Below are 15,172 nucleotides of genomic sequence, written 5' to 3' on the forward strand. Positions count from 1 at the left end.
CCCTGACAGTACGAGAGAATCACGATGAAATCTATCCAAGACCTGCTCTTAATTTCGACCTTGGGAGGCAGTTTGAGCGCTGTCGCCCTCTTGTTGTCCCCATCTGGGGCGATCGCCCAAACCAATGGTTCGGACATTCCCACGGTTCAACCCCCAACCATCGAAGCTCCTCCAGAGATCCAACCTCTGGAAGCGGAAACTCCGGTCGTCGAACCGGAAATTACCCCCACGACAGAAACGACCCCACAGGTCAGTGCACCTGTCGAACCAACGGTTACAGATCCCACCACAACGGATCCAACCGTAACGACTGGCGATCCAGTCGTTACCGATACCACGGTAGATCCGGGAACGGATACGGCCCCTATCGATACCGGGACTGACACGACTCCCGTCGATACCACGGTAGATCCGGGAACGGATACGACCCCCATCGATACGGGAACTGACACGACTCCCGTCGATACTGGAACCGAAGCGACTCAGACCACAACGGGCGCCGAAACCTCCGGCGTTGAATCGTCCTCTTCGTCTTCCTCCTCTTCTTCTTCCGATGGTGGCGATGATGTGTCTGGCGGTCCGATTCCTTCCACGGGAGATAGCGTAGGAACCCAAGCTGTCACGGGTGGCGGCGGCGTCGAAACGGTCTTTCAAGGCGGTTCGACTTCACAAACGGCAGTGGATAGTGCTGGGGTGAGTGTCACTTCTGAATTGAGTTCGGGGAGTTTTTCCGGTTCCGGGGGTGAAAGTATCCCCGCCAGCACCCAACAGACGATTCAAACGTTACTGTCTTCTACCAATAGCGCCCAAGTCGAGGCCAGCATCCAAGCGATTACGGAAGCGTTAACCGGAACTGCAGGCGGTCCCCCGAGTGGTGTAGCGCGGGATTTAGCCAGGAAGTTGCGCGGTTTGTTGGCTCAAAAGAATATTAGCCCGACTCAATTGGTTGCGGCGGTGGAAGCGTTTAACTCGATGGTCAATCAAAGTAACGTGGAGTTTCTCAACGATCCGCCTGCGGAGTTTTTGGCGATTCATGCTGCTTTAATAGAGTTATCTACGGCAGTCAATGCGACGGCATCCAATCGCTAAAGCTGTTTCAAGGTTGTACAAAAATGATACAAGAGGTAGGGGCGCTGGCCAGCGCCCCTACCAAATCTAAGGATCGTGCGGCTATTTTGGCCGCGCTTTCATGTGGGACTTATCCCGCAGGGGAGATCGCCTCGCGAAGGCGCGCCACCACCACCGGATCTCGTTCCCGCGCGATCGCCTCGTGCAATGCCCCAACCGCTTTATCGGTGCCAATTTCACTGAGAGACACGCAAGCGGCGTAACGCAAGGCCCAATCTTCCGTATACATTAACGCCCAGGTTAATTTATCGATCGCCGCTCCCACGATCGCCGGATCGTCGCTGTTACACCCAACTTGTCCGAGACCTCTCGCCGCCACCCGGCGGACGTTTCCCTGGCAGTGGTTGGCCATTTCGACGCCGACGACTTCGACGAGCAGATCGATCGCCCTCGGATCGCCAATCCGGGCTAACCCTTGAATCAGATAGGCTTGCACCATTTGATCGGTGCAACGGTGATAGGCGGCGATCGCCCCTTCCACACTCTCGGCGCCGATCTCGACTAACCCATCGACGGCAGCTTTAGCGACCCCCGGATGATGTTGTTCCAATTGTGCGATTAACGCCGCGATCGCCTCGTCCACTGCCGTTCCGGGGTCGTTCTTCACCCCCTCGACCAACTCCGCGATCGCCGCTATCCGTTCTGGCGGGGTGATGGCGCGATCGAGTCGCGTCAACCGATCTTTCAAGCTCGAATCCGCTACAGTCATTTTTATACTTATATCTGCTGGAGGTTTTAGGTTTTATACTTGAATCAATAAATTATCGATCGCCTTCATCAACACCCGGCATTTTTGCCGATGGCTGGCCATGGCTTCGGGATCTTCCGGCGAATGTTTGAGCGCCGCTTCGAGAATCCGCTTCAAATTCAATAACTTCAAACTATTCGCGACCTTCGCCTCGACGATCGCCTGCGCCGCTTCCACGTGGGCGATCGCCCCGAGATCGAACGCTGCCGCCCAGCGCAAGTATGGATTTTCGTGGTCGAGATTGGCAATAATACGTTGTAAATAGTGAGAATCTTTCGTTTTTAAAAATAAATAGCGGGCTGTCGCACATTGAACCCGTTCCGATGGATGGCTCAAAAAAGTTTCAATTCTCTCACTCACAGACCACACTTGCAGGCTCGCCAAGGCTTCGATCAGCGCTTCGTAAGGTTGCTCCCCGCCGCGATCGAGCAGCGCCACCAACGGCGTCACCGCGCGCGGGTCGGCGATCGCCCCCAACGCTTGAATCGCCGCTTCTTTCAGTTGCGGGTCGCCCTCGCACGCCAACGCCTCGACCAGGGCTTCCACCGCTTCCGAGGCTTTCAACTGTCCCAAGGCCCGCGCGGCTTGTCTTCGCAAGGGATAACCCCCTTGAGCCGTGCGATAGTCTTCATCTTCGAGCGCCTCACATAAAGCCGGATAGGCGGATTTTACTTGATGTTTGCCCAACCACCAAGCAGCATAGTAGCGAATTTGATTGTCATCGCACTTTAAGGCGGCGATCGCCGCTTCTGGAGAGGCGATCGGTTGGGGAGGGGAAGACGTAGCACTCATCAGCTCAATTCAATTCAATTCAAAATAAGTTCTCAAAACTAGCTCGAAAAGGTTGCCAGTTGTTGGCCGACAACTGGCAACCCACTCGCCGATCTCGGGGCGTTACCCCACCTTATACCGGTTCGATATTGATGATTTTGCCACCGCGACGGTGGATCTCTTGGTAGGTACTGGAGAAGCGATCGTAAGGTACGGTATACGCCCGCTTGCTGCGGCGCACGCGCGGCCCAGTGCCAGCGCCAACCAGTACCTCAATCCGGTAAACCCCACCTTCTTGCAGCACGGTTCCCCGGAACGTCCGACTCGGCGCGTAATCCACCCGATCGCTTTGGGCGGAAGACGGCATACGGATCGAATTGCTCAAGTTGAGCGCTACTTTCTTCTGTACCCGCGAACTTTTGCCGCCGACTTGGGCGTTATCGCTGTTCCCCGCACCCCGATACAGCTCGAACAAGCGCGGATAACCGACGATTTTCATTCCCGGATGGGACTGAATGTCCCGATAGTAAGGAACCACGTTATCGCCGAAGGCTTGGTCGTACTCCGGCGAATCGATATAAGCATCGATATCGGCGTCGTAGCCTTTGGCGTCGTACAGATCGAGGTGATGTTGGATCTCGGACTGATCGTAAGGAGAACGTCCCAGTAAATGTTTGTAGTTCAGCTCGATAAAGCGAACGTGATAGTTACTGTGGAAAAAGCACTCTTTATAAAAGTCCGATTTGGCCAACGCCCGGATGAATTGACGGACGTTAATTTTACCGTTACGCAGCAGGGATTCGAGGCTGGTAAATTCCGAGGAAGCATAAACTCCCTGGCGCCCGAACACTTGCTGGTAAGCGGTGCGAAAGACTAATTGCAACTCGTCTTCCGTGTAGTTGGGTCGCAGTTCGACCCGGCTACCCACGATCGAATCGAGTCCGAGCCGGGATTCAACTAACGTACTCATTGATGCGAAAGCTCCTTTAAACGATGGCGGTCTGAACAAATACGGTCGGCGGTCAACCGTTCGGGGGGATGACCCGGCAACGATCGACCGCCAACCCGAATCGGTATGCCGATTTAGCTCAGAGCGTTAATCGCGTAGTTGAGGTAGATGTTGACTTCCCCGGCGACGTCACCACTGAGACCGTGGTTGTCGCGGACGAATTCGAGAGCGGCGACGTACCAGCTCGGAGACAAGCCGAGAGCGGCGTTGAATTCTTTGACGCCAGCCAGGACGTATTCATCTAACGGTCCGGTTCCGCCGACGACGCAGCAGTAGCTGACGACGCGCAGGTAGTTGTTGATGTCGCGCACGCACTTGGATTTCCCTTCGGGGGTGGAGGCGTATTGGGGGCCTTCCATTTGGGTGGTGTAAGGGAATTTTTTGTACACGTGCTCGGCGGCGGCTTCCGACCAGCTTTGTCCGTTTTTGGCAAAGGCGCGAGCGGCTTCGAGTCCGGCTTTGGCGCGATCGAAACGGCCAAAGATCCCTTGCATTTCGGTGTTGCTCAGGTAGGAACCGCGCAAGTCGGCAGCAGAGATGGCTTCAGTCAAAGGGGTTTTCATAGCGATTCTGATTTCCTATTTCCTAATGGGTTAGCGACGTTGTGAGTTTGAGGAAAGTGGGTGTCGGGATGGCGGAAAAGATGCACGCGAGGCGATCTCCGGCGGACTCCCGAACCGACTTTTATTCGACGGCGCTAGCAGCGCGATCGAAGTATCCGGCTAATTCGGAAATTAAGGAGCTGCAATCCCCTTTGCTGATGCCGTTGGGATCGTTGGCGATTCCGATCGCCGCGTCTTTCATTTTTTGGATACCGGAGGCGACCGTACCGCCGGGAGTGCCTAACGCTTGGTAGGTTTCGCGCAGACCGTTGAGACAGCGATCGTCGAGGACGCTAGCATCTCCGGCGAGCATCGCGTAGGTCACGTAACGCAGGATGAAACCCATGTCGCGAATGCAAGCGGCGTGGTTGCGATGGTGGTCGCACTGTCCGCCCGCGCCGAAGACTTGGGGTTGTTCGGCGACTAAGGCGCGGTAGGCGTTAGAGACGATCGAAGAAGCGTTGCAGGTGAGGCGGTTGACGACATCTAAGCGCTTGTTGCTGTCGGCAACCATCGCTTGCAAGCCGTTGATTTCATCTTCGCTCAGGTAAGCCCAACGTTTGTCCGCTTGGTTTACGACTTTAGAAAAAGCGTCAAGCATGTTTGTTAATACTCCTAACTACAGGTTTTTTTGAAGCTCGACCCTACAAATGGGCCCAGCGATATCCGAACAACCCGGCGATTCGTCGATTCTCCCGGGGCGATCGCCCCGCTTTCTCGTCTGACGCGATCGCTCGCTGCCAGATTGATGAGCCAGATTGATGAGAACGATAACGTCAAGTTTATGAGAGGCGCGTTAACACGACTCAATACTTGCGTTCCCGGGCTGTCGGTGGCTTCATGTGAATCTTCAGCCTTTATAACCTGAGATTTACGATTTTTTTTGTTAAGAAATATTGCGATTATGGGCGGGGATCGCAGGCAAATAGGGTCAATTCTAAGGTTTTTTGCTCGAAACCGATCGCCTCGCGTCCATTTTTGTAATTAAAATTAATAAAAAAACTCATCCCTTAACGTTTTAACTTTAATTTAACTTTCGTAGTTTTTGTAACAAAAGTGGGACTTTCAGGGGGATTTTCCCGGTGAAACGACCCCAAAAATGTAACGGGGTATATCTGAATGTAAATTTAAGTAAACTTTATGAAAATAATGAACATTTGTTACAAAAAATGCCCCAGGGGGGGAATTTGTGCATCCTGGGACAAAGTAAATACGGGTTAACCCGTCAGTCCGTTTTTTGTTCCACACCAAAACCGACGAGCAGAACCTGTTCGAGAGGCTGACCCTCTGGGGGGCGTTGGTAGTTGACGATCTGACGCAGACGCAAACTCGGATTGACCAAGGTAATCGAATCCACCGAAACGATGCGGGTGTAGTGAGTAGTCATCAGCAATTCGCGGGTAAAAGCAGTGACATCCTCCCGACGCTGAATCAAAGATTACAGCGCGGGCTTCCCAGCCTCACGATTGGGTGTTCGGGCCCCACGCCACTTATCTAGGTCATAGACCCCCGACAGACCGACTTGACAGGCGGTTTCCGTTCCCCAGAGTCCCTGGGATACTAAATTCTCTAGTCCACGATCCAAAACCATCTCTGCTGCGGCACAATCCCGATGAGTCCGATACCCACACTCAGGACAATGATGCTCTCTGACTTCCAACCCTTTGCTCACCGTAGCAAGGCAGTTGGGGCAGGTTTGACTGGTGCCGTTGGGATTGACTTTAGCAAAGTAGATTCCTCGCTTCGAGCACACCCATTCCGTCAGAGACAAGAACTGTCCGAAAGCAGCATCAACACAATCTTTTCGCAACATCCCTCGCGTCAAGCCTTTGACGTTGAGATCTTCTGCAAAGATAGTTTGCGCCCGGTCGCAAAGCTGATGAGCCGTCTTCAGATGGAAATCTTTACGACGATTGGCAATGCGATGATGCATTCTAGCCACTTTGATTTGTGCCTTTTCCCAGTTTTGAGAACCCTTTTGTTTTCGTGCTGCTCTGCGTTGCAGCAATTTCAGCTTGCGTTGCATCGACTTGAAAAACTGGGGTCGCTCTTGGAAAGAGCCATCGGAAGCAGTCAAGAATCGCTCCAATCCCAGGTCAATCCCGATCGCCCGACCGTGAACCGGGACATCGGGAACCGATATATCCGATTCAATCGTGACGACAACATACCATTGTGTACCCCGTACCCTGGACAGTACCCTTACCTGTATCCCCCCAACCCCCCTTTGAAAGGGGGGCGAAGGGGGGATGCAGGTTGATGGGTACTTCCCCAATCTTTGGCAACTTGATTGTGAAGCCATTGATGGGATTGTTCTTGAATTGGGGAAATAGAAAGGATTTGAATTGACCGAACTTTTTGAAACGCGGGAATCCATGTCCCCGTTTCACAAAGGCTTCCCAGGTATCGTGCAGTCTGCGAATCGTGGTCTGCAATACCTGAGAATGCACCTTACCCAGATGCGGGAATTGCTTCTTCGCTTTGGGCAGGTTGTTTTGCTGACGATGGTAAGACGGGAATGGCTCATCGGCGGGAATGATGTATTCCTTCTCCAACGAGCATCGGTCTATCGAACACTTACGCGAAGCAATCCAATCCTTGAGTTCGCGCAACGCGTAGTTATATACGCCTCTGCACGTCTCCATCCACTCCAACAGTTCAGCCTCCTGGGTGGCGTCTGGATCGATTCGGTAGGTGTAGTTCATGGTCAGCATAGCCGGAGTTTACCAAAGGCTATAGCTCCCCGAACCCCTCAAAAGTTAAAGCGAAAGTGGGCGACCATCGGTTTAGCCTCCTCGTAGGCGCGATCGCGCAAATAATCCCCCTCGATCGCCCCGCGCTCTTCCTTGGTCGGAACGAACAATAAATTAAGCTGCTGCGAAACCTGCTCCCCAGTTTCCGAAACCGTATCGAACTGGAGATGGTACCCCTGCAAGCGGTCAACTTGAGGGTGAGGAGGTCGTTGGTTATCTTGCAACACCTTATTTTTCTGAACGGACGAAATCGGTTCGACCCGGAATTGCGTATGCGATCGCTCCACCTGCGATCGCTGTAAAAAATGATAGGTGCGTTCGCTACTCCAACTCCCCACACAACACTCGAAAAAGCGTTGAAATTCCAAAACACTCATGAGGCGCGACTCCTAAACTAAATTTTCCGGTCTAGTTGAAGTTTAAAGTTGAACTCGCCGTTCGCCCGTCTCGGGAGAGGAACCCCGACGAGACCCGATGAATTCTTTTCGTGAAGCCAACCCCGGCGATCGCCCCGATTCGCGCGACATTTCGACGGCAGCGACCCCAAAGATCGGAGAAATTTTTAGTGAAATTGAGAACCCGGCGGGTCAGAAGGTTCGCCGAACTTGGTAGCATCAAATCTAGATCGCTTTGACGCGCCCTGACTCGCGTTTTTCCCGTCGTCGCGCGCGAGTCCGTTCGAGCCAGTCTAAAACGCGACAGGCGATCGTTCACGAAATCACTGCGCCTGGGGAACGGCAAGTGCGAAGCAGTAACATCCCCATCGGGCGTTCTTGAGGTTTTCGAGTCACACAACCCTAAAAATCCAGCCCGTATTAGAGTAATGCAGCTTGAGTGTTTAGCCTACAGCGTCGGTCATGCGGATGAGGGAGTCTGTGTGGGGATGCAAATGGGACCGTATCGCATCCTGCTAGACTGCGGCTTACCCGACCCCTCAGCCTTGAGAGAATTATTCCCGCCGGATCGAACCGCATCCGTAGGGGAGACGAGGCGAAGGCAACCCGTCGATTTCGTCTTAGTTGCCAACGCCCACGCCGATCGCGCCCGAGGCTTGCTCTACCTGCATCGGGCCTTTCCCAAATTGCCCATTTACGCCAGCGAAGTTACCACGGAATTAGTCCATCTCAACTGGCCCGAAGTCGAACGGGAACAGACCCGCTTTTGTCAGGCATTACCCTGGCAAACCCCGGTAGAATTTCGCGACGGACTGACCGTACAACTGTTTCGGGCCGGACATTTGCCCGGTGCGGCGGCGATCTTGTTGACCTACCTCGATCCCGATAGCGGGCGCGCGTATAAAGTCTTGCACACGGGAGATTTTTTCTTATCCAATTCTCGTTTAGTAGAAGGCTTACCCTTAGAACAGTTGCGCGGTTTGGATCCGGACGTGGCGATCGTCGAAGCCAGTTATGGAACCGCGCGCTTTCCCCACCGACGGGCTCTCGAAAACGAACTCGCCGAACGGATTAATCGGGCGATCGCCGAGCAGAAACGGGTTTTGATGCCCACTCCCCCATTAGGATTGGGACAGGAATTATTGATGTTACTGCGATCGCACCATCACTTTACCGGGCGCGATCTAGATATTTGGGTCGATGGCAGCGTCGCCGACGGGTGCGATGCCTATTTAGCCCTCTTGCCGCAATTGCCGAGTTCCGTGCAGAATTTCGCCCGCCATCAAGCCTTATTTTGGGACGATCGCGTGCGTCCGCGCGTGCGCCGGGTCGTTCCCGAAGAGCGCGGCGAACTGGGAAAATCCCCATCGATCGTCTTGTGCGATCGCGCGATCGACTGGCAGCAATATTGTGCCCCCGACACCGGACCGTGGCTGGTGTTGCTGCCCGAACATCCCGGTCAACCGCGCCCGGAACTGGAGCGGACCGTCCTCGATCGCCTTCCCGTCCCCGTCGAAGTCGAAACCTATTTACTCACCGATCGCTGCGACGTTAACGGAACCACCCAACTGATTCACAATCTCCATCCCCAACACGTGCTGTTGGTTCGCGGCGCGCCGAATTATCTCGCCGACCTGAGTAATTTAGACGAATTACGCAACCGCTACCACTTGCATACCCCCCACGCCGGAACCGTCGTGGAATTGCCGATCGGGGAAATTTTGGTGCAGCCGAGCGAAGAACCGGAGGTTTACGAGGGGGAGCTGACCGAACATCCCGGCGAAATAGCCATGACCTTCCCGGAGGCGATCGCCCGCGATTCGCGCTGGCAAAATTTTGCCGATACGGGCTTGATCGAGGCGCGCTGGCAAGGGGAAGAGTTAGTCATTCGCGGGTTGTCCCAACGGGAAGTCCTCTCACAAAGTAGCGCGGCGCGGTTCGATCCGGAGATCGACTGTTGTGGGACCTGTCGTTACTATCGCGGTCGTCGTTGCTGGAATCGAAGGTCTCCTCTGTACGGGTTCAAGGTCACCCCGGACGGCTACTGTCCGGCGTTTGAAGCGTTACCCCGGGAGGGAGAGATGTGGGAGGACGGAGAACCGACGCCGGAATAGGGAGGCGACGCCGGGCGCGCCGATCTCAAACTCCCCCCAGATCTCGCAGCAAGATTTGGGGGGAGGAGGTAAAGGGGTGCAGGTCGGAGTTAGTCGCGATCGGAGTCGGGAGAGGATTTGGGCAGTTGTTCCGCTTCCGGACAGTCGTCGGAAATTAGGGGTTCGACATTTCCCCGAGGAACCGATGCGAGTTTTTGAGTAATGGCGCCGATACTTTCGAGACGAACCATTTCCTCCCAAGAGCAAATTTCGTCTTCTTCGTCCGTTTCGTACCGGACGGTCACCAAGTCTCCTTCGATATCCAGGATCCGGGCGCAATCAATCCAACGTTGCTGGTCCCGCAAGAAAATACTGACCTCACGACCGTCGCAACAGAGTTGATAAATCTTGCGGTGTAGCATGGGTGGCTTCTCCTGAGCAGGTAACTTTTTCAAATGCGTTGTGCCGTTTTTTTCAACAGGGAGAGTGCGGGCAAAACCGAACTCTGTATGGTTTAACGCGAGTTTTCCGAGAATCTCGGATTGACTTCAGGGAATTCGAGATCGTCCGTTCGTCGCCGTGACTTGTTAATGTCGTCCACCTGAAATACGAGCCTTGATATTTTTATTTGACAGTCTAGCTTAAAAATCGCCCAATATTGAGCGGGGGTGTTGAAATTCAAGGAATTTAGACCGCAACGATCGCGGGCGATCGGTGGTGAGAATAGGGGGAATCGGAAGCTTGAACTCAAGGGTTCGGTCGCTGGACTCACCCGATAGAGACATCGGAGTTTGAGGGGATCGCGTTAGAGAGCGAGAAGGCTCGGACGGATCGATTTGGGCAAATCTACCTTAATTGTAGGGCGGATCGCCCGCCTCCGAGGGAGAAATGGCGGCGGAGGGGTTGAGAAACTGGGGGCGTTGGCGATGGGTGCGCTGGAGTTGGGTTTCTAAGGCGGGCCAATCTTCGCTCTCGATCGCGGCGATCGCGCGATCGAGGGTTTGACGGTAAGCGTGCAGCGATCGCAGCAAACTGTCGCGGTTGTAGCGGGCCATCATTACCCCGAGTTCGGGATTGCCGCCACCGACGCGGGTGGTATCGCGAAAGCCACTACTGGCGAGCGCCCGGGCGAGTTGTAACACGTCGGGATCCGGTTCGTCGAGACAGGCATCGATCGCACTGGCGCTGACGATGACGGGCAGGTGAGAAATCCAGGCGACGGCGCGATCGTGGGTTTGGGGGGTGCAGCGATAGATCCGGGCGCCCAAGGAAGCGGCGAGGGTTTCGACTCGTTCCACGGCAAAGGTCGGCGTAGTCGGTAGGGGGGCGATCGCGTAAGGACATCCGGCGAATAAATGCCGTTGGGCTGCTTCGATGCCACTTTCGGCGGTGCCCGCCATCGGGTGCGCCGGGACGAAATTCGGCCACAGGGGGGCGACGGCTTCGACTACGGAGACTTTGACGGAACCGACGTCGGTGATGACGGTTTCCGGCGCGAGGTAAGGAACCAGACGGCTGACCGTGGGGGCGATCGCGGCGATCGGGGTGCAGACGAAAATGACCTCGGTCCCGGCGAGCAGGGACAGCTCGACCCCGGCGACATCGACGACGCCGCGATCCAAGGCCGTTTGGCAAGTTTGCGGACGGCGGGACACGCCGATCGTCTCGTGACCGCGATCGCGTAAATCCAAGGCGAGGGAGCCGCCAATCAACCCCAATCCGATAATGCCTATCTTCATTCAATCTCGGTGTTTGTCGATCTTCTGGAGACACGGAGCGGTTCGATCCGGATCTCATTATAACGATCGCCTCGGCCCAACAGAACCGCATCCGGGGGTAGTCTTGCGGGAGAGAGCGGGCCGTCGGCGGATTCGATCGCGGGCGAGGAATCAGGCGCTAGCATGGTAGTACCCACTCGGGTGCGGCCCGATCGCCCCATCGGCTTTCGTCCGACACGACCCGCAGGTGCGGCGATCGCCCCATGGGCTGGGGTGTCTCGTTCGATCCGAGTGAAAAAGAGTGGGGTGAGGCTCCACAGGGGTGTCGTACCCGGTTGCGCCTCAGTGCGGGTAAGATGGACGGGGTGTTTCAACGAGAGGAGCGTCTGTCGTGCCCCTTGTCTGTCCCGACAACTCGCCATCGCCAGTGGTCTGCCGTCGTGGAGAGATCGTCGCGATCGCCCGAGCCGGAAGGGAGAGTGGGGATCTCCCGTCATGGGGTGGCGATCGGCAATTTTCCCCCAGCTCGTCTGTTAGTTATATTGAGAACAATTCAAGCGGTTTCTGGGTCAAGTCGCCATGACATCAGGGTTCCCCGATGGAAGCGGAAGAAATCATCAAAAAATATGCCGATGGCGTCAGAGACTTTGTTGGTTTGAACTTGACTGAAGTTAACCTGAGTCAACATCAACTCAGTGGCATTAATTTCAGTGGCGCCAATCTGAGCATCGCCAACCTGAGCGGTACGGATCTGAGCGCAGCCAATCTCTCCCACGCCAAACTCAACGTCGCCAAACTCAATAGCGCCCATCTGAGCGGAGCCAATCTCAACGGAGCCGATTTAAACGTCGCCAATCTGATTCGTGCAGATTTGCGCGGCGCTCAACTGATCCAAGCTGCTCTCATTCGAGCCGAATTAATGCGCGCCGAACTGAGCGGGGCCAACCTGACTCAAGCCAATCTCAACGGAGCCAATCTCCGCGAAGCCAAATTGAGACAAGCGTACTTAGTCAGCGCCAATCTTAGCGAGGCGGATATGAGAGGAACCAGCTTGACGGCGACCAACCTCGAACAGGCGAATTTGAGAGAAACCAATCTCAACGGCGCCGATTTGAGTGGCGCCAATCTCAGAGATACGGAATTGCGCCAAGTCGATCTGTCTCACAGCAAGCTGATGGGGGCCGATCTGAGTGGGGCGAATTTGCGTTGGGCGGATTTGAGTTGTGCCAATCTCAAAGGGGCCGATCTGAGTGGGGCGAAGTTGAGCGGGGCGAACTTGCGCGGGGCGAATTTGAGTCAAGCGAATTTACTCAATGCGAGTTTGGTCTATGCGGATCTGACGCAAGCGAATTTAAGTCACGCCGATTGGACGGGAGCGGATATTTCCGGGGCGACCCTGACCGGGGCAATGCTCTACGGGGTATCGCGGTTTGGTTTGAAGACCGAGGGGATTACTTGCGAGTGGATCGATTTGAGTCCCGAAGGCGATCGCACTCAGGTGTATCGGTTGACGCCGGAAACGACGGACGAATTTTTCCATCAAACCCTGCCGACGGTGGCGATCGAGATCGACGCGCCTCTCGACCCGGACGCCCACCTGGCGCTGGCTTTAGCCTATCACCAAATTGCCCAACGCTATGCCGGAGCGATCGCCCCGCCGAGTATCGATGTCGGTCCTCGACGGACTACCCTCAAATTTAAAATTGGCAGTGACGCCGAGTTATTTGCAACCGCTTTCGTGGCGATCGTTCCGTTTAAAGATGCTCGCATGACTCAGGAAAATCTCTTGCAACTGGTGCAAACGATCGGGGCGCCCGAAGTCGATCGCCTCTTGCAAGAATCCGAAATCAAAGTGCGCGAAATTAGAAATTCCCCCACCTTCGCCCGAATCGTACAAAAAGGAAAGTTCTTTCACGCCCCCACTCAAACGATCTTGACCAATTCCAGCGATCGCCCCTTGAACATTCACCATCACCCTCACTTCGGCAAGCGCTCGATCGACTTTTCCTATGCCAATAATGGTTTCGGACCCGATTCGGTCGGTTCGATGCCGAACTTGACCCTTCCTCCAGTCAGTCTGATGGTCAATTTTATTAAAGGCTTACATCTTTCCTCATCCGGTGTCGCCGGGTCGCAATTCCCAGGGCGCTCGATGTGAACCCGATCCCCTCTACGATCCCCTCGGGGCGATCGCACCCTCGATTCGAGATCGCGCTGCACCCAAGCCCGGATTTTTGATTTCTCACTCCCGGCTTTGTCAGTTTGACCGTCCCGGTATTTAATTCTCCTATGGAAACGCTTTTTGGGCGATCCCAGCCGTGGCAATACTCCCTTAGACTGTCTGAAAGGTAAACCTTATGCAAGCAGAGGAAATCCTCAAACGATACGAAGCCGGAGATAAAAATTTTACGGCGATCAACTTGACGGAAATCAATCTCAGTGGCGTCAACCTCAGTGGCGCCGATTTTTCCGGCGCCAGTCTGAGCATTGCCAATCTCAGTGGCGCCAACCTCAGTGGCGTCAATTTTACAGGCGCCAAACTCAATGTCGCCCGCATGAGCGGCGCCAATCTCACGGGAGCTAAATTAAACGGCGCCATTCTCAATGTCGCCAACTTAGTCCGCGCCAATCTCAATGGCGCCCAACTCAGTCAAGCGGCGTTGATTCGTTCGGAACTGATTCGCGCCGACCTCAGCCGTGCGATCCTCACCGAAGCCAATCTCAGTGGAGCCGACTTGCGCGAAGCCAAACTAAGACAAGTCAACCTTTCAGGGGCCAATCTCAGCGAAGCGGATATGCGCGGTTGCTCCCTCGTGGGCGCCAATTTAGAACGGGCGACTTTGAGCGGCACCGATTTGCGGCGCTCCGATCTCAGTGGGGCCGACTTGTGCGATACGGAACTGCGACACGCCAATTTAAGCCGGGTCAACCTCAGTGGCGCCAATCTCAGTGGCGCCAATCTCAGATGGGCCGATTTGAGTGGGGCGAATTTACAACTCGCCGACTTGACCGATACGAAATTGAGCGGTTCCAATTTGCTCGGGGCCGATCTGAGTAATGCCAATTTGGCCAATGCCAGTTTAGTTCATGCGGATTTAACCCAAGCCAATTTAATCCGCGTCGATTGGGTGGGAGCGGATTTGAGTGGGGCGACTTTATCGGGAATTAAACTATTTGGCGTCTCCCGATACGGACTGAAAACGGAAGGGATCACCTGCGAGTGGGTCGATTTAAGTCAACACGGCGATCGCAGTCAAATTTATCGCCTCACTCCCGATGAAGCGAAAAAGTTTTTCAACCAAACCCTACCGACGGTTCGCATCGTCATCGATGCCCCCCTCAACCAACAAGCAAATTTCGCCCTCGCTTCCAGCTATTACCAAATCTCGAAAGAAGGCAACTTATTGAACTTGCCCCCGAGTATTGACGTGGGGTATCGCCGTACCGAACTCACCTTTCGTATTGACAACGACGAACAAATCTTTCCAACGGCTTATTTAGCTATTTTACCGTTCAAAAATGCAGTAGCAACCCAAAAAAACATCATTACTTTGATGAAAATGCTGCAAGCTTATGCCATTAACAGCCATAGTATGGATGCGCTGCGACAAATCAAACAATTGAGTACGGCCCTGAGTCAAACTATTCATAAAGTTAATGAAATCAATCTGTCGGCAATGACAGATACCAGTGAAGAAACTCAACAGTTTTTTGAGGCGCCAACTCAGATGGCTCTCAATAATTCTAACGATCGAAGTTTGCAAGTCTATTACGATCCGAACTTTGGCAAACGCTTTTTGCCCTCTTCCGGTTCGCTCAAACCGACGAGTACCGGAACCAATATGAAAGCGACTAAATTTTCGTTGCCGTCGGTGGAAGAGTTGGTCGAATTTATCGAGGGATTTTACTATCTGCAAACATGAGGGGCGATCGCCTTGCGGTGGTTCTCTGTGGG

General features: G+C 54.4%; 17 protein-coding genes. 6 read left to right on the plus strand and 11 right to left on the minus strand.

Annotated features, from left to right (window positions below; genetic code table 11):
• Nucleotides 1-24 precede the first annotated feature (24 nt).
• Nucleotides 25-1,089, plus strand: a complete 1,065-nt coding sequence (locus HCG48_RS09690) for a hypothetical protein (protein WP_168568976.1) — start codon at nucleotides 25-27, stop codon at nucleotides 1,087-1,089.
• 109 nt (nucleotides 1,090-1,198) lie between these two features.
• On the opposite strand, the gene HCG48_RS09695 is transcribed toward HCG48_RS09690, so the two are convergent.
• The 9 genes from HCG48_RS09695 to HCG48_RS09730 all read right to left on the minus strand — a co-directional run bounded on the left by HCG48_RS09695 (nucleotide 1,199) and on the right by HCG48_RS09730 (nucleotide 7,388).
• Nucleotides 1,199-1,837, minus strand: coding sequence for a HEAT repeat domain-containing protein (locus tag HCG48_RS09695; RefSeq protein ID WP_168568977.1), 639 nt, complete (start codon nucleotides 1,835-1,837; stop codon nucleotides 1,199-1,201).
• Between the two features lie 33 nt (nucleotides 1,838-1,870).
• Nucleotides 1,871-2,668, minus strand: a complete 798-nt coding sequence (locus HCG48_RS09700; protein ID WP_168568978.1) for a HEAT repeat domain-containing protein — start codon at nucleotides 2,666-2,668, stop codon at nucleotides 1,871-1,873.
• 112 nt (nucleotides 2,669-2,780) lie between these two features.
• Nucleotides 2,781-3,617 carry a phycobilisome rod-core linker polypeptide gene (locus HCG48_RS09705; RefSeq protein ID WP_168568979.1) on the minus strand — a complete coding sequence of 279 codons (837 nt, stop codon included), beginning with the start codon at nucleotides 3,615-3,617 and terminating at the stop codon, nucleotides 2,781-2,783.
• A 113-nt stretch (nucleotides 3,618-3,730) separates the two neighbouring features.
• On the minus strand, nucleotides 3,731-4,219 hold the full coding sequence (locus HCG48_RS09710; RefSeq protein WP_168568980.1) for a bilin-binding protein: 489 nt from the start codon (nucleotides 4,217-4,219) through the stop codon (nucleotides 3,731-3,733).
• Nucleotides 4,220-4,340: 121 nt separating this feature from the next.
• Nucleotides 4,341-4,859: a phycocyanin/phycoerythrocyanin subunit beta gene (locus HCG48_RS09715; RefSeq protein ID WP_168568981.1), complete on the minus strand. Its 519-nt coding sequence runs from the start codon at nucleotides 4,857-4,859 to the stop codon at nucleotides 4,341-4,343.
• Between the two features lie 624 nt (nucleotides 4,860-5,483).
• Complete coding sequence (locus HCG48_RS09720) at nucleotides 5,484-5,645, minus strand: lipocalin/fatty acid-binding family protein (RefSeq protein ID WP_246260006.1); 162 nt, start codon at nucleotides 5,643-5,645, stop codon at nucleotides 5,484-5,486.
• Nucleotides 5,646-5,696: 51 nt separating this feature from the next.
• A complete protein-coding gene (locus tag HCG48_RS25945) occupies nucleotides 5,697-6,509 on the minus strand; it encodes an RNA-guided endonuclease InsQ/TnpB family protein (RefSeq protein WP_246260101.1) in 813 nt (270 codons plus the stop codon).
• Nucleotides 6,409-6,972 carry an RNA-guided endonuclease InsQ/TnpB family protein gene (locus HCG48_RS25950; RefSeq protein WP_246260008.1) on the minus strand — a complete coding sequence of 188 codons (564 nt, stop codon included), beginning with the start codon at nucleotides 6,970-6,972 and terminating at the stop codon, nucleotides 6,409-6,411. The genes HCG48_RS25945 and HCG48_RS25950 overlap by 101 nt, the downstream gene beginning before the upstream one ends.
• A 38-nt stretch (nucleotides 6,973-7,010) precedes the next feature.
• Nucleotides 7,011-7,388, minus strand: coding sequence for a phycobiliprotein lyase (locus HCG48_RS09730; protein WP_168568982.1), 378 nt, complete (start codon nucleotides 7,386-7,388; stop codon nucleotides 7,011-7,013).
• Between the two features lie 97 nt (nucleotides 7,389-7,485).
• On the opposite strand from HCG48_RS09730, the gene HCG48_RS09735 reads away from it, so the two are divergent.
• On the plus strand, nucleotides 7,486-7,623 hold the full coding sequence (locus tag HCG48_RS09735; protein ID WP_168568983.1) for a hypothetical protein: 138 nt from the start codon (nucleotides 7,486-7,488) through the stop codon (nucleotides 7,621-7,623).
• Nucleotides 7,624-7,834: 211 nt separating this feature from the next.
• Nucleotides 7,835-9,520 (plus strand): MBL fold metallo-hydrolase, encoded by a 1,686-nt coding sequence (locus HCG48_RS09740; protein WP_168568984.1) that lies wholly within the window; start codon nucleotides 7,835-7,837, stop codon nucleotides 9,518-9,520.
• 89 nt (nucleotides 9,521-9,609) lie between these two features.
• On the opposite strand, the gene HCG48_RS09745 is transcribed toward HCG48_RS09740, so the two are convergent.
• Together HCG48_RS09745 and HCG48_RS09750 are read right to left on the minus strand one after the other, a co-directional pair.
• Nucleotides 9,610-9,921, minus strand: a complete 312-nt coding sequence (locus HCG48_RS09745; protein ID WP_168568985.1) for a DUF6679 family protein — start codon at nucleotides 9,919-9,921, stop codon at nucleotides 9,610-9,612.
• Between the two features lie 429 nt (nucleotides 9,922-10,350).
• On the minus strand, nucleotides 10,351-11,238 hold the full coding sequence (locus HCG48_RS09750) for a prephenate/arogenate dehydrogenase (protein ID WP_168568986.1): 888 nt from the start codon (nucleotides 11,236-11,238) through the stop codon (nucleotides 10,351-10,353).
• Between the two features lie 162 nt (nucleotides 11,239-11,400).
• Between HCG48_RS09750 and HCG48_RS25435 the strand changes: the two genes are divergently transcribed.
• The 3 genes from HCG48_RS25435 (at nucleotide 11,401) to HCG48_RS09760 (ending at nucleotide 15,140) form a co-directional block, all read left to right on the plus strand.
• Nucleotides 11,401-11,754: a hypothetical protein gene (locus HCG48_RS25435; RefSeq protein ID WP_210437210.1), complete on the plus strand. Its 354-nt coding sequence runs from the start codon at nucleotides 11,401-11,403 to the stop codon at nucleotides 11,752-11,754.
• A 61-nt stretch (nucleotides 11,755-11,815) separates the two neighbouring features.
• Entirely contained in the window at nucleotides 11,816-13,375 is a 1,560-nt protein-coding gene (locus HCG48_RS09755; protein WP_168568987.1) for a pentapeptide repeat-containing protein, read from the plus strand.
• 199 nt (nucleotides 13,376-13,574) lie between these two features.
• On the plus strand, nucleotides 13,575-15,140 hold the full coding sequence (locus tag HCG48_RS09760) for a pentapeptide repeat-containing protein (RefSeq protein WP_168568988.1): 1,566 nt from the start codon (nucleotides 13,575-13,577) through the stop codon (nucleotides 15,138-15,140).
• The last annotated feature ends 32 nt before the right edge of the window (nucleotides 15,141-15,172 follow it).

It is taken from the genome of Oxynema aestuarii AP17 (assembly GCF_012295525.1).
GTDB classification, from domain to species: domain Bacteria; phylum Cyanobacteriota; class Cyanobacteriia; order Cyanobacteriales; family Laspinemataceae; genus Oxynema; species Oxynema aestuarii.